This is a genomic window from Brachybacterium hainanense (assembly GCF_042434575.1).
GTDB lineage: Bacteria > Actinomycetota > Actinomycetes > Actinomycetales > Dermabacteraceae > Brachybacterium > Brachybacterium hainanense.
Genome location: NZ_JBHLSV010000005.1, coordinates 182,136 through 199,562, shown reverse-complemented (window position 1 = coordinate 199,562; position 17,427 = coordinate 182,136). Strand labels below are relative to the sequence as shown.

Below are 17,427 nucleotides of genomic sequence, written 5' to 3'. Positions count from 1 at the left end.
CTCCCCGGCGGGTCGTTCTTCGCGAGTGGCCTCCCAAGCGGCATCGGTCAGCCGACGCCGCCGCGCATGCGCATCCTCGTGGGAGCGGGCGCCGGATCCGGCAGGCGCAGCGGACCGGAGCCCGGGCAGAGCGTGCCCAGCAGGCGGCCCCCGCGGGCGCCGGTCGCGGAGGGGACCGAGCCGGGGATCCCGTGCCAGGTGAGGTATCCCAGCAGCGCCATGAGCACGGCCTCCTTCTCATCGGCGCCGATCCCCAGCGCATCGCTGAGCCGCACCTGCGTGCCCGGGAGGCCGCGGGCGATGCCGGCCATGATCACGGCGTTGCGGGCGCCTCCTCCGGAGACGAACAGCTCCGCGAGCTCCTCGGGCGCGAGCGCGTCGACGATGGTGCGCACGGTCAGCTCCGTCAGCGTCGCCACCAGGTCGGCATCCTCGACCTCCCGTCCCCGCCGGGAGAGCGCCGCCGCCACGTACTCGGCGTGGAAGAGCTCCTTGCCGGTGCTCTTGGGGGCCGGCTGCCGGTAGAACGGCTCCTCGAGAAGCTGATCCAGCAGCTCCCGATCGACCGTGCCGGTCGCGGCGATCTCCCCGCCCTCGTCGTAGCCGGACGGATGCAGGCCGCGGCCGGAGACCACCGCGTCCAGCAGCGCCCCGGCAGGGCCGATGTCGAAGGCCCGGACCGGGTCCGCGGGTCCCGGCCCCACCAGCGTGACGTTGGAGATCCCGCCCATGTTCAGCGCCCCGACCCGCCCCCGGCCCGCGAGCAGCAGGGCGTCGAGCCTCGAGGCGAGAGGCGCACCCTGCCCGCCGGCGGTGATGTCCCGGATGCGCACGTCGGACAGAACCGGGGACCCGGTGCGCTCGGCGATCCACGCCGCCTGCCCGATCTGCAGGGTCCCGCGGACCTGGGCCCCGTCCAGCCAATGGAACACGGTCTGGCCGTGCGAGACGATCAGGTCGACCGGACCGGCGGCCGCGATCTGCGCGGCCGCGGCATCCGCGAACGCCTGCCCGATCTCCGTGTCCAGCCGCGCGAGATCCGCGAGCGTGGTCGCCGCGGGAGGGAGCGCCGCGACCAGACGCGCCCGCAGCGCAGGTGGGTAGGGAGTCGTGTCCCGGTGGACGGTGCGGGCTGCGAGGCCCTCGCCCTCCGCGTCGATGTCGACGACTGCGCCGTCGATGCCGTCGTGCGACGTACCCGAGATGAGCCCGAGGATCCTCATCCTGCACCTCCTGTGCGTGTCCTCGCCCAGGATCGCATGCGCGGGAGCATCGGCCGCCGCTCGGCGGGATTGCGCGGGCCTTCGTGGGGGCGGACACTGTCGGCATGATCGTCGCCTTCTCCGTCCAGCCCACGGGCGCGCCCTCCGACCCGACCATCGTCCGCCGGCTCGCGGACGGGGCAGATGCCGCGAGCGTGCACGATGCCGTCGCCGCTGCCGTGCGCGTCGTCCGCGACTCCGGCCTGCCGACCCGGACCAGCTCGATGTTCACCGAGGTCGAAGGGGACTGGGAGGAGGTCATGGACGTGGTCCGGCGCGCGACCCAGGAGGCGGGCCGCTACGGGTCCCGGGTCTCCCTCGTGCTCAAGGCGGACATCCGCCCCGGCCACGAGGGCGAGCTCGAGGGAAAGGTGGCACGGCTCGAGCAGGCCCTGGGCGAGCGGGACGGCTGAGGGCCCCGGCGGAGCCGATGCCGCAGCGCCGGGCCGAACCGCCCCGGCTCGCCGACATCACGAGTCCGGGGCGGGATACGCAGGGCATCCGCTGCGCAGCATCCTCCAGACCGGCGGGGCGGTCGGCGGGATCGTCTCGTCCAGGACGGTGAACCCGTGCCGCTCGTAGAAGCGGACGTTGCGGGCGTCCGAGGTCTCCAGCGCGATCTCGCGCGCGCCCGCACGAGCGGCCTCCTCCAGGGCGTGGTCCAGCAGTGCGGAGCCGATGCCGCGTCCCTGCGCCTCGGGGCGAACCCCCAGGGTCTCCAGCGTCCAGGCGGACGGTGCGGTGGTCGCCGGCGCATCGGCCCCGGAGAGCAGGCGGTCGATCCGGTTCCCGTGCAGGGCGACGATGCGCGCGAGCACCTCCTCGTCGGGATCCGGGGTCCCCGGGGGAAGCAGGGCGGCCACGCCGCCGGAGGCCTCGAGGACGACAATTCCATGGCGATGCGCGTGGCGCAGGTACAGGAGCTGGAGCTCGCGCAGCCGCTCGGGATACTCGTCCTGCGGGATCACGTGCCGGGTCCACGGGTAGTCGTGGAAGGCGGCCGCGAGGACGCGGGCGGCGGGGTCGAGGTCCGGCACGGTCGCTCGGCGCAGCTGCATGGCCGACATCCTCTCGTAGCACGGACGGCGCTCAGGCCGAACCCGGTCGGCCAGGGCGCCGGTCGACCCCTCCAGCAGGTCTCCAGTCGAGCACCAGTCCGACGAGACCGGGGAACCGCGCCTCCAGATCCTCGAGCCGGACGCGGCTGCGGCGCTCGAGTCCGTACTGCCGCTGGGTGATGATCCCGGCCTCGCGCAGAGCCCTGAAGTGATGGGTCAGCGAGGACTTCGGACGGTCGAAGCCGAACCAGCCGCAGGTCTGGTCATAGCTCTCCGAGCACAGCAGCAGGCGCTGCACGATCTCCAGCCGGAGCGGCTCGGACAGCATCCCCAGGACCTGCTCGAGGCGGATGTCCTCGACGGCCGGCTCCGGAAGAGGCTGCGGGAGCGGATCCGCGGGGGCGGGGGAGCGGTACGTCGCGGCGAGCGTCGGCATGGCACGACCCTACCTCCAATACGAGGAAAGTCGTACATCTGCTAAGTTCGAATCGACTCGTACAGTGCGGGTCGTATCGAATCGGAGGTGGATGATGGCGGCGGGCCGTTCCCAGGGTCTCGGCACATCGATGGTCGCGGCGATCACGATCGTCGCGGCGTTCGTGCTGTCCAACGCGCCCACGCCCCTGTACGTCGGGTGGCAGCGCGCCTGGGGGTTCTCCTCCGGCATGCTCACCGTGGTCTTCGCGAGCTACATGATCGGCCTGATCGGCGCGCTCGTGCCGGCGGGGCGGCTCGCCGACAGGTATGGGCGGCGAGCGGTCCTCGTCCCGTCGATGGCGGCGGCGCTCGTCTCCGGGGTGCTGTTCCTGTGCGCCGGCTCGGTGATCTGGCTGGTCGCCGCCCGCCTGCTGGCAGGGGCCGCGGTCGCAGGCGCGATGACCGCGGGGATGGCGGCCGTCATCGACGCGGCCCCGGAGGGACGCGTGCGGCACGCAGGACTCGTGGCGTCGATGTCGATGGTGCTCGGCGCGGGGCTCGGCCCGCTGCTCTCCGGCGTCTTCGCCCAGAGCTCGGTCGCGCCGCAGCGGGCGGTCTTCGCGATCGTGACCGGGCTGGCCTTCGTCGCCCTCGCCGTGAGCATCGGTCTGCCGTCGGCCGCGCCGGCGCCTGCCGCTGCCGGGAGCGACGGCCCTCTGCTGCGCTGGCCCCGCACCCCTCGGGACCGGCGCCGCGAGCTCTGGTGGGGCGCGGCGACCTTCGGCCCGGGCATCACTGCGACCTCCTTCGTGCTCGCGCTCGGCCCATCGGTCCTCGCCGGCCCGCTGGCTCATGCCTCGGCCCTGCTCGCAGGCATCATCGCCTGCACCATGTTCCTCGTGGCGACGGGGGTCCAGCTGCTCGCCGCGACGGCATCCGTCCGTGCCCTGCTGGCGCTCAGCTCGCTCGCCGCGCTCGCCTCCATGGCGGTCCTGGCGCTGTCGCTCTCTCTGCTTCCGAGCTGGCAGCTGTTCGCCGCCGCGGCGCTGATGGCCGGTGCTGCACAGGGCCTGGGTCAGCTGGCGGGGCTGACCCTCATCGCCACCCGGATCGCGCCGGAGCGTCGGGCCGAGTCCACGGCGGCGCTCACGGTGGCGGTGTACCTTCCCGCCGGAATCGTTCCCGTGATGGCCGGGTACCTCGCCGACGCCATCGGGATGCGGGCCGCAGCGCTCACCGTCGCATCCCTGCTCGGCGTCGTCGCCCTGGTGGCTCTGCCGAGCGTGCGTCGCAGCCTGGACAGGGGCATGGTGCAGGATGCGACGGAGGCGCAGGGCGACGGTCGTCCATCGGGCTCGCGGGCGACGCTCGTCCTCATCGCGCATCCGGAGCTGGATCGCTCTCGTGTGAACGCCGCGTGGAGACGCGCCCTGCTGGACCAGGGAAACGTGACGGTGAGGTCGCTGGCCGAGGTACGGGGCCCGGACGGCTTCGATGCCGCCCTGGAGCAGCGGGAGCTCGCCCGGCACGATCGGATCATCCTGCAGTTCCCGCTGCACTGGTACAGCGCGCCTGCGCTGCTGGCGGAGTGGCTCGAGGTCACGTTCGCACGCGGCTGGGCCTACGGCCCCGGGGGCGAGTCCCTCCGGGGAAAGGAGCTCGCGATCGCGGTGTCGACCTGGTCCCGCGGTGCGGACTACGCGCCGGGAGGGCGCTACGGGCGTTCGATGGCCGAGCTGACCTCACCGTTCGCCACCACCGCCGCACGAGTCGGCATGCGGTACCGGCCCGGGCACTTCCTGCACGGCGTCGGCGACCTCGACGATGCGCAGCTCGACGCGGCGTCGCGCACCTATGCCCTCTGGGTGACGAGCTGATGCGGGCCGTGCATCTCCCGTGACCCTGCGGTCTTCTCGTCCTCTGCGGACTCCAGGTCGGTCCGGCCGGTGCTCAGGCGACCGGGGCCTCCGCATCGTAGTCCCGGAACCGCGGGACCCGCCTCGCCAGCAGGGTCACCAGGACGATCACCAGGATCCCGCCCAGCAGCGGCGGGAACCACAGGGCGGTCAGCGAGGCGAGTGCCCCGGCGTACAGCGCCCCGAGCCGCGGCCCACCGGCGACGACGACGATGAAGATCCCCTGGAGCCTGCCCCGCATCGCATCGGGCACCGCGGCCTGCATCATCGTGTTGCGGTAGATCGAGCTGATGTTGTCCGCCCCGCCGGAGACGGCGAGCGCGAGGCAGGCGGCAGCGATCAGGAGCAGGTTCGGGCTGTCCTGGTCCGCAGGGCGCAGGAACGTCCCCACCAGCAGGATCGCTCCGAAGGCCAGGATCGCGGCGCCGTAGACCTGGATCGCCCGCTCGATGCCGCGGCCGTGCCAGCGGTACCGGCCGGCTCGTCCGGAGAACAGGCTCGATCCGAAGGTCCCGGCGGCGACGGCGGCGGTCAGCGCCCCGGTCGTGATCGCGCCGCCGCCCAGCAGCACCGTGCCGAGCGCCGGGAAGAGGGTCAGCGGCTGCCCGAACGTCATCGCGATGATGTCCATCAGGTACTGGGTGCGGATGTTCGCCGAACGGCGCAGGTATCGCCAGCCGTCGACCAGGGACGTGAGCCCGGGACGGATCACCGTCCCCTCGGGCCTCAGCGAGGGCAGGCTCCACAGACCCAGGAACATTGCGAGCATGAGCACCACGTCGATGGTGTAGGTGAGGCCGTAGCCGGTCGCGGCGACGAGAACGCCCGCGAGCGCGGGGCCCACCATCACCATGATGCCGATGGTGATGCCGTTCAGGGCGGAGGCGGCGGCCAGCAGCTCCCGGGGGATCAGCCGCGGCACGATCGCGGTGCGGGTCGCCATCCCCACCGAGTTGGCGGCGGAGTTGACGACGCTCAGGAGGTACAGCCACCCGACGGTCTCCAGGCCCATCCAGGTCAGCGCTGCGAGGAGCGCCGTGGAGATCCACGTGATCATGGCCGCGAGGAGCGCCAGGCGGCGCCGGTCGAAGGCATCGGCGAGCATCCCGCCGTACAGGCCCGCGATGATCATCGGCGCCAGGCCCGCGACCGCGACCATGGACACGGCGAAGGTGCTGCCCGTCAGCTCGAAGACGTGGAGCATGACGGTGACGACGGTGAGCTGGCCGCCCAGGCCCGCCAGCGTCGAGCCGATCCACATCTTCGTGAATGCGCGGCTCGCGCTGAAGGGACGCAGGTCGAGGAAGGCGGAGCCGGGGGAGCGGGGCACGGGACGAGGATATGCCGGGCCGGGGAGCAGGGCGCGCCCTGCTCACGCCCTGGCCGTGCTGATGTCGAAGGCCCCGGTGCGTCATCCGCGGGGATGGCGCACCGGGGCCCGTGGTGACGTCGAGCTGCTCAGGCGCGCAGATCGGCGTCCAGCAGGTCGTCCCGCAGCGCCGCGGCGAGCACCGGGGTCGCGGGCAGACGCGCGATGAGCACCGCCTGCAGGGCGTGGTAGATGTCGGGCTTGCCCGGCCAGGTCTCGCCCGCGACCTCGTTGTCCGCATCGAGCTCGTGGAACCACGATCCCGCCTCGGCATCGATCAGGTAGGTGGAGATGTACTCCCACCACTGCTCGTAGCGGTCGGCCCACACCCGGTCCCCCGTGACCTGGTACATGACCGCGGCGGCGGCGACGGCCTCCGCGGCGACCCAGTGCATGCGGGCCTGGGCCACCGGCTGGCCCTCCCAGTCGACGGTGTAGACGAAGCCGGGCTTCCCGTCCAGGCCGAAGGTCGCCGCGCCCTTCTCCATGAGCGCTGTCGCGGCCTCGAGCATCCAGGCCGGAGCCTCCTCCCCGGCGGCGATCAGACCCGCGCGACCGTGCAGGACCAGGCGCGCCCATTCGAACCAGTGGCCGATGGTCGCGCCGTAGGGGCGGAAGGGATGGTTCGGCTCCTCGCGGTTGTACTCGAGTACCGGGTTCCAGTCCAGGTCGTAGTGCTCGGGCAGCGCCCAGTCGTTGTCCCGGGCGAATCCGTCGATCGCACGGGTCAGCATGCCCACGGCCCGGTCCAGCCAGCGGCGGTCGCCGGTGACGTCGGCCGCGGCGAGCAGGCACTCGACGGTGTGCATGTTGGCGTTGATGCCCCGGTACTCGTCGACCTCCGAGAAGTCGCGGCTCGCGGTGTCGACGCTGAGCCCGGCCTCCTCGTCGAAGAACTTCTCATCGAGCACGGCGAGGGCGTCCTCGAGCAGGGCGCGCGCGCCGGGGCGGCCGGCCGCGGTCGCGGAGGCGGCGGCGAGCACCACGAAGGCGTGGGCGTAGGCCTGCTTCGAGTCGTCGACGACGGTCCCGCCCTCGACGGCGGAGAACCAGCCGCCGTGCTCGCGATCGCGGAAGACGCCCTGCAGGGACGCGATCCCGTGGTCGGCGAAGCGGCCGAAGTCAGGGCGGCCCAGCAGGTGGCCCAGGGCGAAGGAGTGGGTCATGCGGCAGGTGATCCACAGCTCCGCGGGACGGGACAGGTCGACCTGTCCGTCCTCGTCGAGCCAGCCGAAGCCGCCGTCCTCGCGGACCGACTCGGAGCCGAAGACGAGCAGCTCATCGGCCTCCTCGGCGAGGAACTCGCGGTGCGAGCGGCGGTCCAGCCATGGCACCGCCGCGGGCGGGGCGACAGAGGCGGGGGTCTGCTCCCGGCCCAGCTCGTGACGCTGGGAGGCCTCCTGGGCCTGGGCGGTGGTGGGGCCTGGTTCGGACACGAAGAGCACCTCTCGGTAGTACTTGAGCTCCTGGATGGACTCGCGGATGTCCGCGAGCGCGCGATGCCCGCCGTGCTTGGCGGGGGTGTTGTAGTAGACCCGCGGGAACCAGCGGCGCGAGAGCTCCTTGAGGCTCGAGACGTCGATGGTGCGGTAGGAGAGCCAGCTCGCGAACTCCGGCACCTCCTTCTCGAGGAACACGCGGTCCGTGCCGACGCTGTTGCCGGCCAGCGGCACCTTCCCCGGCTCGGGGCAGTGCTCGCGGACGTAGGCGAGGCACTGCTCCTGCGCCTGCTCGAGCGTGACGCCGTGGGGAAGCTCCTCGAGCAGGCCCGAGGTCGTGTGCATCGTCCGCACGAAATCGTCCATCTGCGCGAGGGCTGAGGCGGGCGGGGAGATCACCACATCCACCCCCTCCCCGAGGATGTTCAGGTCGGCGTCGGTCACGAGCACGGCGATCTCGACGAGGGCATCGGCGTCCCGGTCGAGGCCGGTCATCTCGCAGTCGACCCAGATGATCTTGTCGGCGGAGGCGCGGGCGGAAGAGATAGACACGGCCAGAAGCGTATCGTCCCCGTGGTCCGGGCCGCTGGGACGCGGCGCGGGGCGGCGGGGCATGATGGGCGTGCCGCGTCCGAACCCGCGGGCGCGCACCCTGGACGGAGCCCCATGAGCCATCCTGCCGCCGATGCCGCCGATGCCGCCGATGCCGCCGATGCCGCCGATGCGCACCCGACCCCCGCGGGCGAGCAGGCGGCCTTCCCCGCCTGGGTCGTGCGCGCCGGAGAGGGGCGCAGAACCGCCGCCGCTCTCGAGCTGGTGCCGCTGACCTTCCTCGAGGATCGCGGAACAGTCGTGCGGGTGCAGTTCTCGAGCCTGAACTACAAGGACGCCCTCGCCCTGCACGGCCGTCCCGGCGTGGTCCGGCGGACCCCGTTGATCGCCGGCATCGATCTGACCGGGGAGGTCGTGGTCTCCGATGATCCCGCGCTCGCGCCCGGCACCCTCGTCACCCTCGACGGCGCGGGACTGGGCGAGGACCATCATGGCGGGCTCGCGGCGCTTGCGAACGTCGCGAGCGACGGGCTGGTCGCCGTGCCCGCCGTGTTCACGGCTCAGCAGGCTGCGGCGATCGGCACCGCCGGGCTGACGGCCGCCCTCGCGATCGACGCCCTCGAGGACCATGGCCTCGTTCCCGGCGCGGGTCCCGTGCTCGTAACCGGTGCGGGCGGCGGCTCCGGTGGGATCGCGATCGCCCTGCTCGCGGCCGCGGGGCACGAGGTCGTCGCCGCCACCGGCCGCCCTCAGCAGGCGGAGCGCCTGCTCGGTCTCGGGGCGAGCTCGATCCTGGACCGCGCCGAGCTCGAGGAGCCGGGGCGCCCCCTGCAGCGGCAGCGCTGGGCAGGTGCGGTCGATGCCGCCGGCGGGCAGGTCCTCGCCTCGATCCTGTCCTCGCTGCGCGAGGGCGGGGCCGTCGCCGCCTTCGGCCTCGCCGCCGGCACCGACCTCCCCGCGAGCGTGCTGCCGTTCATCCTGCGCGGCGTGAGCCTGCTGGGCATCGACTCGGTGCGCGTGGGCATCGCCGCGAGACGCCGTGCCTGGGAGCGCCTGGCACGGGATCTGGACCCGGCTCTGCTGGACGCCTCCACACGGGTCGTGCCGCTGGCGAATGCGAAGGACGAGGCGGCCGCGCTGCTCGAGGGCCGTGGGACCGGCCGCGTGGTGGTGCGGGTCAGCGGCGGCTGAGCGTGCCGTCCGCCCGGGACCCTTCTGTTCTCGCCGAGGACGGGAGCGGGGAGCCTCAGCGGACGGCGAGGACGAGACCGCGCGCCGTGCGCAGGCTCGCCGCCGCCTCCGGAGGGGAGACCCGCACGAGCGCGAAGGCGGCGATGACCAGGCCGGTCACGGCGTCCGCGAGCAGATCGTCCGCGTCCTCGTGCGCCGGGTCCTGGTGCACCGGGCTCTGGTGCGCCTGGTCCTCGTGCCTCCGGTCATCGGACATGGTGGTGCCGGGCCGATCGTCCCGAGCGGCGGCGCGGGCCCGGACGCCGCGGCCGATCGCGGAGCGCAGCTCGCCGCGGTAGCTCGCGATGGTCGCCGACACGGTCTCGTCGTGTCCGATGGGCGCTCCGGCGGCATTGATGAGCAGGCAGCCGTGACGGGACGGGGCGGAGCCGGGGGCCGCGATCGCCTCGTGCAGCCCGTCGAGGTAGTCGAGGACCGCGTCGGGAGCGACCGGGTCGGCGCGGAGCGGGGCGAGACGCGGGCGGATCACCTCGTCGAGGTAGCTCTGCACGGCGGCGTCGAACAGGCCCCGCTTGGAACCGAAGGCGTGGTAGATGCTCGACCGGCGCAGTCCGGTGGCCTGCTCGAGCGCGGGGATGGAGGCGGCGTCGTAGCCGACGTCCCAGAACACGCCCCGGGCGGCGCGCACGACGGTCTCGCGGTCGAAGGACGGTGTCCGGGCCATCACCTCTCCTCCTGTTCCCTCCGGCGGTCGAGCCATCCTATAGTGGAATGATCGTTACAGTATTGGACCGGCGACGGACAGCGCCGGGGAGGAGGCCCCCGTGGTCGCTGCAGGCCTCGTGCTCACCGCCGTCGGCGCGCTGATCCACGTCCTGATCTTTGTGATGGAGTCCCTGACCTGGACCAGCGCGAAGACCCGCCGCGTCTTCGGCATCGGCGAGGCGGAGGCCGCCGCGACCCGTGAGATGGCCTTCAACCAGGGGTTCTACAACCTCTTCCTCGCGATCGGCGTGGCCGTGGGAACCGTTCTCCTCGCCGTCGGTCAGACGGCTGCCGGGGCCGCCCTCGTGCTCATGGGTGCCGGCTCTATGGTCGCCGCCTCCCTCGTGCTCCTGCTCTCGAGCCCCGACAAGCGCTCCGCAGCCCTGAAGCAGGGCGTGATCCCGGCCGCCGGGATCATCGTCCTGGCCCTCGGCCTGACGCTGTGACGCCGCGCGCCGAGCGGTCGGCCCGGTTCACGGGTCGTCTCCCGGCGCAGATCGCACCATCGGCCCTCGCCCCACGACCGCGCTCCATCCAGGAGGAGACATCGTCATGACCCAGAACCCCACCGCGACCCGCATCCTGCTCGCCTCCCGCCCTGTGGGATGGCCGACCGCGGAGGACTTCCGCATCGAGCACACGGCTCTCGCGGACCTCGCCCCCGGAGAGGTCCGGGTCCGCAACGAGTTCGTCTCCGTCGACCCCTACATGCGCGGCCGCATGAGCGATGCGCGCAGCTACGTCGCGCCCTACGCGATCGGGGCGCAGATCACCGGCGGCGCGATCGGCCGCGTGGTCGCCACGACCCTCGACTCCGTGCCGATCGGCACCCTCGTGCTGCATCAGCAGGGATGGTCGGACCACGCGCAGGGCGACGCGGCCCAGTTCCGGATCCTCCCCGACATCCCCGGGCTGCCGCTGTCGGTGCGCCTGCACGTGCTCGGCATGACCGGGATGACCGCCTACGTGGGCCTCGTCCGCATCGCCTCCCTGCGCGAGGGCGAGACCGTGTTCATCTCCGGGGCCGCCGGAGCCGTCGGCACCGCCGCCGGTCAGATCGCTCGCCACCTCGGGGCGGGGCGCGTGATCGGCTCCGCAGGCTCTCCCGAGAAGGTCGCTCTGCTCACGGAGAAGTACGGCTACGACGTGGCCTTCGACTATCACGACGGTCCCGTCCGCGAGCAGCTCGCATCGGCCGCGCCGGAGGGGATCGACGTCTTCTTCGACAACGTGGGCGGCGACCACCTCGAGGCCGCGCTCGATGCCTTCCGCGACGGCGGGCGCGCCGCCCTGTGCGGAGCGATCTCCGGCTACAACTCCACCGAGGTCCAGGCCGGGCCCGACAACATGGCGAACCTGATCACCCGGGGCCTGACCCTGCGCGGGTTCACCCTGGGACACCACCTCGACCTCTCCACCGAGTTCCAGGAGCGCATGACCACCTGGTTCGAGAACGGCGGCATCGTCTACGACGAGACGATCGTCGAGGGCATCGAGCACACCGTCGACGCCTTCCTCGCCATGATGCGCGGCGGCAATATCGGCAAGATGCTCGTGCGCATCTGAGCTCGAGGAGAGCAGCGGGCCTCTGGCCGTGGTGCTCCGCGCGCGCCATACTGGGCGCACGGAGCACCGCCACGCCGGGAGGTCACCATGTCCCACGTCACCGATGACGACCGCGAGCCGCTCGAGACCATTCCGGGCAGGCCGCCCGTCGTCGATGCCGCCACCTGGCAGGCCGCCCGCGACGAGCTGCTGGACCGCGAGAAGGCCCACACCCGGGAGGGCGACGCGATCGCCGCCGCCCGGCGGCGCCTGCCGATGGTCGAGATCGACGGGGACACCCCCGTCACCGGTCCCGACGGGCCGGTGCCGTTCCGGGAGCTCTTCGCCGGCCGCGAGGAGCTGCTGGTCTACAAGCACATGTGGCACGACGGCGCGCCCCATCAGGGGCAGTGCGAGGGCTGCACCATCACCGCCTGGAACACCCGCGAGACCGTCTACCTCGCCGCGCGCGGCATCTCCTTCGCGATCCTCACCACCGGGGCCTGGGACGAGGTCGAACGATTCGTGCACTTCATGGGCTACCCACAGCCCTGGTACTCCGTGCGCGGCCTGCCGGAGCCGATCGGCGGCGACATGGGGCACCTGTGCTCTTTCCTGCGGGTGGGGGAGCGGGTCTTCCTCACCTACTCGATGACCGGCCGCGGCACCGAGTTCATGGCGTACGAGCTCGCGATGATGGACCTCACCCCGTACGGGCGGCGGGAGGGCTGGCAGGAGGTGCCCGAGGGCTGGCCTGCCCCGATCGAGTCCGGCGCCCCGATCGGCGGGCACGGCTTCCCGATCAGCGTCTTCTGGCGCACCGACGCCGACGGCGTCCCAACCTGGGGGCCGACGGGCAGGCCTGTGCCGCAGTGGACCCGGCCGGGGGCGACGCCCGTGACCACGACGGGGCGCCATGACGACTGCTGCAGCGGCCCTGAAGCGTGAGGTCCGCGGGCCCGGTGCCGGACGCCGACCCTGAGCCGGCGCCGACCGGCGGTTTCACGCCGGAGCACGGGTTCACCAACGACACCAGGTCGACGAAGGCCGGGGTGGAGAAGATCTTCTCCGGCCCCTCCGGAGCGCGAAGATGGTCGCGCGAGGTCGAGGCGCTGCAGCGGTTCGCCGGGACCGGGTACCCGCCGCAGCTGGTGGACCGCAGCCGGTCCGAGCTCCGCGTCGTCACCAGGCTGATCCGGGGTGTGAACGGGGCGGAGATCCTCCGCGCGCCGCAGAGCACGGAAGCCGAGGGCCTGATGCGCAGCGCCGGGCGTGTCCTGGAGGACCTGGGGAGGGACGGCGTCGTCCATGGCGACTTCGGTCCGCAGAACCTGCTGGTCACGGACGAGGGTGTGCGTGTCATCGACTGGGAATGGTGCGGGGCCCTGACGGACCCCGACCTGGACGCCTTCTGGTTCGACTTCATCGTCCGTTACCACTATCCGCATGCGGCCTCGCTCCTGCCGACGTTCTGGCGCGCCTGTGGTCACGATCCCGACCCTCGACGAGGGCGAGATGTCCTCCTGTCGGCGTTCGGGATCAGGGTGGCCGAGTGCTCCCCGGGATCTCCCGCCATCGACTCGTGGCGCACGAGGCGGGACTGGGTCATGCAGCGGTTCGCCGAGCTCGGACCGATGACATGATGAGCCGATGCACTCCGATCCGGCGCCCGAGACCGAACAGCTCCTCCGTTCGCTGCAGTCCTCCCGGGACCATGTGATCTCTCAGGTCGAGGCGATGGCCGAGGCGGATCGTCATGTCGTGCACGTGCCCTCGGACTGGTCGCCGCTGGGTCTGGTGCGCCATCTGACGCTCTCCGACGAGCGCTACTGGTTCGAGGTCGTCGTCGCCGGAGGGTCGCTCGACTACTGGCCGGACGGGGACCGTGGCGACTGGCAGGTGCCGGCGGGAATGACGGGCCCGGCGGTCCTCGACGAGTATCGGGCCGCGTGCGCGGCGACCGATGCGATCATCCGATCCGTGTCGCTCGACGCGCCTCCGAAGCGGCCCGAACCCGAGTGGGAGAGCAGCGGAGCCTTCGCCGACGTCCGTACGATCCTGCTGCACCACCTGGTGGAGACCTCCATCCACGCCGGGCAGCTGGACGTGGCCCGCGAGCTGGCCGACGGCGGGCAGCATCTGGTGCTGTGATCGCTGCAGGCGCGCGCAGGGGAGCCCCGCAGCCTCACGAGCTGATGGATGCGGTGCCCTGCACCGAGCTGTCACGAACCGTGGGGGCGGTGGCGTCCTCGCGCTCCGTCCCGTTCCGCGGCAAGCACAGATGCCCTGGCCTGCACGAACGTTGAGTGTGTGCTGAGTGACGCGACGGACGCCGCGCCGAGGCCGGTCGGCATCCAGAAGGAGACGGCGCGACGGGCCGCGGCCCGTGCGCTCTCCAGCGGCAGAGGACCGCGGGCGCAGGTCTCTGCGAGCTCCCGCCAGCGGGTCAGATCGAGCTCGGCGATCTCGGCGCTGTGCGTCCGTCGAGCGCGGCGGATCCTACGCCGCGCATCGTGGAACGCGATCTCGGAGGCGAGGGCTTTCATCTCCCCGTCGCCGGTCGACTGCGCCTGCGCGAGCTCCTCACGGGTCTGCGCCTGGATCCGAGTGACCTCGCCGCGGAACCGCGGGGTCAGCTCGAGCAGGCGATGCTCCTCGAGGATCCATGCTCGAAGGACGTCCTTCTCCCGCATGCGTCAGGCCTCCTCTCGCCGGGTGCCGATATCAACGGCGCCCCGATGCTGCGGGAGCGAGTGCGCCGATCGCCCCCGAGGATCGAGGCGTCTCGCCGACCCCAGGGCTTCCCGCGAGCGTATCTCCCCAGGACCCGACCCTGGATCCAGCTCCGGTCCACCTCGGAGCGGGTGCGGATGATCAAGTCAAGGCGGGCCCTGAATGGCGGGAGCCCGGCCGCCCGTCTCCTCCCGGTCCGGGGCAGAATGGTCCTCGTCGACGGCGTCTTGAGCCTTTTGAGAGGAGACCGCGTGTCCAAGCTGTGGACGTCCCCCAGGACGGGGTACACCTACGACACCACGATCCGGGACAACCACGGGAACTGGAAGGTGGTGGACGCGCCGACCTTCATCACGTTCGGCGCGGTGATGTCACAGCTGGCCGTGCTGGGCGGCGTCGGCCTGGTCGCGGGGATGTTCTCCGGGTTCGCCGTGTCCGTCCTGTTCGTCGGCATCACCATGGGACTCGCGCGGTGGTTCTTCACTCCCGCCGTCCTCGCCCTGGTGTGCCTGGCACTGCTGGCGCTGCCGGAGGGACGGCGACGATGGGTCCTCCTGGTGGGCGCCGCCGCATTCTGCCTCGGCATCCTGCTTCCGGGAACCCTGGCGTCCATGTATCTGCTGGGGCAGGGGCGCTACTCCGTGGGGCTCGGCTATGCGTGGGCGGCGGGCCTTCCGCTGGTCCCTCTCATGTTCCTGGTCATGGCCGTGTGGCTCGCGATCCGTCGCTCCTGGTGGGTGATGATCCTGGCCCTGTTCCTGGTCGCGATGACGGGCCTCATGTCCCTCGTGCCCTGGATCGATGCCCTGGCCACCGCCAACGAGGTCACGGGTCTGATCCCGCCTGCCGCGGGGCCGATGGCGATGGACAACATCCTGAGCACCCTCACCTATCTGGTCGTGGCGGCCATCCTCACAGTCGTGGCGGGGCAGGTGTCGCGGTCCCTGGAGCGACGGAACACCGCCCGCGGGGACGTGCCGTCGGCGACGCCTGGACCCACAGCTTCTGCGTAGCCCGGACGGGAACGTCCTGGAGCTCTTAGGCGTGTGCGGGGAGGGGGCATCTCCGAGGCCCCCGGGAACGCGAAGGTGGGTTCACCCCCGCGTGTGCGGGGAAGGGCACCACTGGGATGACCCCCGGAAGAAGCCGAAGGGTTCACCCCCGCGTGTGCGGGGAACGGCTGGGCGCTCATCGGCTGGCCTCCCGCCCGGTGGGTTCACCCCCGCGTGTGCGGGGAACGGCAGCCCGCCCAATCGAAGCGCGTGACCGTGATGGGTTTACCCCCGCGTGTGCGGGGAACGGTCGACCGATGCCGCTGAGCGGCGCGCCTGGCGCGGTTCACCCCCGCGTGTGCGGGGAACGGTTCCATTGAGGAGACTGTCGGCGGCCTGACCGCGGTTCACCCTCGCGTGTGCGGGGAACGGCAGGCAAAGCTTGACGCGGCCGAGGGTGAGAAGGGTTCACCCCCGCGTATGCGGGGAACGGTACAAGACGGCCGGCGACGCGCTCGTCAACGCGGGTTCACCCCCGCGTGTGCGGGGAACGGGTCGAGATTGTCTGCGACGGAATCGCCCCAGCCGGTTCACCCCCGCGTGTGCGGGGAACGGGGCGAGCTGCTCGGCCCCGAGGTCATCGCCATGGGTTCACCCCCGCGTGTGCGGGGAACGGACGCCGAGGCGGCCTACGCGAAGGCGCGGGACGGGTTCACCCCCGCGTGTGCGGGGAACGGCATCAGCTTCTAGCAGCCCCGGATCCTTCTCCGGGTTCACCCCCGCGTGTGCGGGGAACGGCACAACGGGCTCCCACGGGGTCACGAGGCGGCGGGTTCACCCCCGCGTGTGCGGGGAACGGCTGTCTCCGGCATGGTGGCAGGGGGGCCGGACAGGTTCACCCCCGCGTGTGCGGGGAACGGCGCCAAACTAACAATCGTGCCCGTACCAGACTTCGGTTCACCCCCGCGTGTGCGGGGAACGGGCCGTCAACAACGCCCAGCAGATGCAGGTGCAGGGTTCACCCCCGCGTGTGCGGGGAACGGGCGGGAGCTGAGGGCTTCGGCTTCTGCGCGGGCGGTTCACCCCCGCGTGTGCGGGGAACGGGCGGTCGCATCGACCTTGACCGCGGCCGCGGCGGGTTCACCCCCGCGTGTGCGGGGAACGGGTTCCGGGACGCGAACGCCTCCCCGATCTGGTCGGTTCACCCCCGCGTGTGCGGGGAACGGGTGCGGTTGCCGCTTCTTCCGCTGACATGTTCGGGTTCACCCCCGCGTGTGCGGGGAACGGGTGAGCGTGCGGGACGTTTCGTTGTCTGCGACCGGTTCACCCCCGCGTGTGCGGGGAACGGCCAAGACGCGGCGGGACAACGAGTTCAAGCTCGGGTTCACCCCCGCGTGTGCGGGGAACGGCTTGTACTGGCCGTCGCCAACCTTGCAGACGACGGTTCACCCCCGCGTGTGCGGGGAACGGGGAGGGGCCGCGGATGGGCGCGCGTACCGGGAGGGTTCACCCCCGCGTGTGCGGGGAACGGCGCCACAGGCCGCGCGCCGTCATCACGTACGTCGGTTCACCCCCGCGTGTGCGGGGAACGGAGCGTCCCTGAGCTGACCCTTGGGTGGGGTGTGGGTTCACCCCCGCGTGTGCGGGGAACGGTGCTCGCGGGCCTGGACGATCTCCTCCGCCAGCGGTTCACCCCCGCGTGTGCGGGGAACGGGCCTGATCGCGGACACGCCCGAGGACGAGGCGGGGTTCACCCCCGCGTGTGCGGGGAACGGTTCTACCAGCAGTCCGACGTAGCCCACCTGATGGGTTCACCCCCGCGTGTGCGGGGAACGGCCCGAGACGGTGAAGGTTCTGTCGCGCGACGGGGGTTCACCCCCGCGTGTGCGGGGAACGGCAAGATTGGCTCGATGAGCTGACCGTCTGGCAGGGTTCACCCCCGCGTGTGCGGGGAACGGATCGGGAGTGGGCGTACCGCGTGCGCCTAGATAGGTTCACCCCCGCGTGTGCGGGGAACGGAACTCGTAGTCGACCGAGTAGTCGCCGTCGGAGGGTTCACCCCCGCGTGTGCGGGGAACGGACATGGGGGATCATCTCCCCCGCGCGGATCGCGGGTTCACCCCCGCGTGTGCGGGGAACGGCAGGATGAGAACATCATCAATCTGACCAAGCAGGGTTCACCCCCGCG

The 17,427-nt window shown here is 71.9% G+C and carries 16 protein-coding genes and 1 CRISPR repeat array (1 of these 17 cut by a window edge); of the genes, 9 read left to right on the top strand and 7 right to left on the bottom strand.

Annotated features, from left to right (window positions below):
• Positions 1 to 47 precede the first annotated feature (47 nt).
• Complete coding sequence (locus tag ACFFF6_RS05875; RefSeq protein ID WP_376979080.1) at positions 48 to 1,223, bottom strand: anhydro-N-acetylmuramic acid kinase; 1,176 nt, start codon at positions 1,221 to 1,223, stop codon at positions 48 to 50.
• A gap of 104 nt (positions 1,224 to 1,327) precedes the next feature.
• On the opposite strand from ACFFF6_RS05875, the gene ACFFF6_RS05870 reads away from it, so the two are divergent.
• Positions 1,328 to 1,675: a thiamine-binding protein gene (locus ACFFF6_RS05870; protein WP_376979078.1), complete on the top strand. Its 348-nt coding sequence runs from the start codon at positions 1,328 to 1,330 to the stop codon at positions 1,673 to 1,675.
• Positions 1,676 to 1,732: 57 nt separating this feature from the next.
• Here the strand turns inward: ACFFF6_RS05870 and ACFFF6_RS05865 are convergent, their stop codons facing one another.
• Both ACFFF6_RS05865 and ACFFF6_RS05860 read right to left on the bottom strand, forming a co-directional pair.
• Positions 1,733 to 2,320 carry a GNAT family N-acetyltransferase gene (locus tag ACFFF6_RS05865; RefSeq protein WP_376979076.1) on the bottom strand — a complete coding sequence of 196 codons (588 nt, stop codon included), beginning with the start codon at positions 2,318 to 2,320 and terminating at the stop codon, positions 1,733 to 1,735.
• Positions 2,321 to 2,351: 31 nt separating this feature from the next.
• On the bottom strand, positions 2,352 to 2,756 hold the full coding sequence (locus ACFFF6_RS05860; protein WP_376979074.1) for an ArsR/SmtB family transcription factor: 405 nt from the start codon (positions 2,754 to 2,756) through the stop codon (positions 2,352 to 2,354).
• A gap of 130 nt (positions 2,757 to 2,886) precedes the next feature.
• On the opposite strand from ACFFF6_RS05860, the gene ACFFF6_RS05855 reads away from it, so the two are divergent.
• Positions 2,887 to 4,614, top strand: coding sequence for an MFS transporter (locus tag ACFFF6_RS05855; protein ID WP_376979072.1), 1,728 nt, complete (start codon positions 2,887 to 2,889; stop codon positions 4,612 to 4,614).
• Positions 4,615 to 4,687: 73 nt separating this feature from the next.
• Here the strand turns inward: ACFFF6_RS05855 and ACFFF6_RS05850 are convergent, their stop codons facing one another.
• Together ACFFF6_RS05850 and orn are read right to left on the bottom strand one after the other, a co-directional pair.
• Positions 4,688 to 5,914, bottom strand: a complete 1,227-nt coding sequence (locus ACFFF6_RS05850; RefSeq protein WP_376979329.1) for an MFS transporter — start codon at positions 5,912 to 5,914, stop codon at positions 4,688 to 4,690.
• Positions 5,915 to 6,111: 197 nt separating this feature from the next.
• A complete protein-coding gene (gene orn, locus ACFFF6_RS05845; RefSeq protein ID WP_376979070.1) occupies positions 6,112 to 8,013 on the bottom strand; it encodes an oligoribonuclease in 1,902 nt (633 codons plus the stop codon).
• A gap of 114 nt (positions 8,014 to 8,127) precedes the next feature.
• Here orn and ACFFF6_RS05840 point away from each other — a divergent pair, with 114 nt between their 5' ends.
• Entirely contained in the window at positions 8,128 to 9,204 is a 1,077-nt protein-coding gene (locus ACFFF6_RS05840) for an acrylyl-CoA reductase family protein (RefSeq protein ID WP_376979068.1), read from the top strand.
• 55 nt (positions 9,205 to 9,259) lie between these two features.
• Here ACFFF6_RS05840 and ACFFF6_RS05835 read toward each other — a convergent pair whose 3' ends face one another.
• Entirely contained in the window at positions 9,260 to 9,928 is a 669-nt protein-coding gene (locus tag ACFFF6_RS05835) for a TetR/AcrR family transcriptional regulator (protein WP_376979066.1), read from the bottom strand.
• A 100-nt stretch (positions 9,929 to 10,028) separates the two neighbouring features.
• Here ACFFF6_RS05835 and ACFFF6_RS05830 point away from each other — a divergent pair, with 100 nt between their 5' ends.
• The 5 genes from ACFFF6_RS05830 (at position 10,029) to ACFFF6_RS05810 (ending at position 13,665) form a co-directional block, all read left to right on the top strand.
• Positions 10,029 to 10,415: a DUF1304 domain-containing protein gene (locus tag ACFFF6_RS05830; protein WP_376979064.1), complete on the top strand. Its 387-nt coding sequence runs from the start codon at positions 10,029 to 10,031 to the stop codon at positions 10,413 to 10,415.
• A gap of 106 nt (positions 10,416 to 10,521) precedes the next feature.
• Complete coding sequence (locus ACFFF6_RS05825) at positions 10,522 to 11,535, top strand: NADP-dependent oxidoreductase (protein WP_376979062.1); 1,014 nt, start codon at positions 10,522 to 10,524, stop codon at positions 11,533 to 11,535.
• An 87-nt stretch (positions 11,536 to 11,622) separates the two neighbouring features.
• Positions 11,623 to 12,462 carry a DUF899 family protein gene (locus tag ACFFF6_RS05820; RefSeq protein ID WP_376979060.1) on the top strand — a complete coding sequence of 280 codons (840 nt, stop codon included), beginning with the start codon at positions 11,623 to 11,625 and terminating at the stop codon, positions 12,460 to 12,462.
• A 14-nt stretch (positions 12,463 to 12,476) separates the two neighbouring features.
• Positions 12,477 to 13,157: an RIO1 family regulatory kinase/ATPase domain-containing protein gene (locus ACFFF6_RS05815; RefSeq protein WP_376979058.1), complete on the top strand. Its 681-nt coding sequence runs from the start codon at positions 12,477 to 12,479 to the stop codon at positions 13,155 to 13,157.
• Between the two features lie 7 nt (positions 13,158 to 13,164).
• Positions 13,165 to 13,665 carry a mycothiol transferase gene (locus ACFFF6_RS05810; protein ID WP_376979056.1) on the top strand — a complete coding sequence of 167 codons (501 nt, stop codon included), beginning with the start codon at positions 13,165 to 13,167 and terminating at the stop codon, positions 13,663 to 13,665.
• Between the two features lie 71 nt (positions 13,666 to 13,736).
• Here ACFFF6_RS05810 and ACFFF6_RS05805 read toward each other — a convergent pair whose 3' ends face one another.
• Positions 13,737 to 14,207, bottom strand: coding sequence for a hypothetical protein (locus ACFFF6_RS05805; RefSeq protein WP_376979054.1), 471 nt, complete (start codon positions 14,205 to 14,207; stop codon positions 13,737 to 13,739).
• A 291-nt stretch (positions 14,208 to 14,498) separates the two neighbouring features.
• On the opposite strand from ACFFF6_RS05805, the gene ACFFF6_RS05800 reads away from it, so the two are divergent.
• Positions 14,499 to 15,260: a hypothetical protein gene (locus ACFFF6_RS05800; RefSeq protein ID WP_376979052.1), complete on the top strand. Its 762-nt coding sequence runs from the start codon at positions 14,499 to 14,501 to the stop codon at positions 15,258 to 15,260.
• Positions 15,261 to 15,338: 78 nt separating this feature from the next.
• Positions 15,339 to 17,427: direct repeats of the CRISPR family, unit length 28 nt; unit sequence GGTTCACCCCCGCGTGTGCGGGGAACGG (it continues 1,845 nt past the right edge of the window).

Excerpts from the sequence above, each read along its gene's own strand:
- ACFFF6_RS05865 (WP_376979076.1), bottom strand. The coding sequence starts at position 2,320 with ATGCAGCTGCGCCGAGCGACCGTGCCGGACCTCGACCCCGCCGCCCGC.
- ACFFF6_RS05835 (WP_376979066.1), bottom strand. The coding sequence starts at position 9,928 with ATGGCCCGGACACCGTCCTTCGACCGCGAGACCGTCGTGCGCGCCGCC.
- ACFFF6_RS05850 (WP_376979329.1), bottom strand. The coding sequence starts at position 5,914 with ATGTGGATCGGCTCGACGCTGGCGGGCCTGGGCGGCCAGCTCACCGTC.
- ACFFF6_RS05805 (WP_376979054.1), bottom strand. The coding sequence starts at position 14,207 with ATGCGGGAGAAGGACGTCCTTCGAGCATGGATCCTCGAGGAGCATCGC.
- ACFFF6_RS05820 (WP_376979060.1), top strand. The coding sequence starts at position 11,623 with ATGTCCCACGTCACCGATGACGACCGCGAGCCGCTCGAGACCATTCCG.
- ACFFF6_RS05840 (WP_376979068.1), top strand. The coding sequence starts at position 8,128 with ATGAGCCATCCTGCCGCCGATGCCGCCGATGCCGCCGATGCCGCCGAT.
- ACFFF6_RS05870 (WP_376979078.1), top strand. The coding sequence starts at position 1,328 with ATGATCGTCGCCTTCTCCGTCCAGCCCACGGGCGCGCCCTCCGACCCG.
- ACFFF6_RS05855 (WP_376979072.1), top strand. The coding sequence starts at position 2,887 with ATGGTCGCGGCGATCACGATCGTCGCGGCGTTCGTGCTGTCCAACGCG.
- ACFFF6_RS05875 (WP_376979080.1), bottom strand. The coding sequence starts at position 1,223 with ATGAGGATCCTCGGGCTCATCTCGGGTACGTCGCACGACGGCATCGAC.
- ACFFF6_RS05860 (WP_376979074.1), bottom strand. The coding sequence starts at position 2,756 with ATGCCGACGCTCGCCGCGACGTACCGCTCCCCCGCCCCCGCGGATCCG.
- ACFFF6_RS05810 (WP_376979056.1), top strand. The coding sequence starts at position 13,165 with ATGCACTCCGATCCGGCGCCCGAGACCGAACAGCTCCTCCGTTCGCTG.
- ACFFF6_RS05825 (WP_376979062.1), top strand. The coding sequence starts at position 10,522 with ATGACCCAGAACCCCACCGCGACCCGCATCCTGCTCGCCTCCCGCCCT.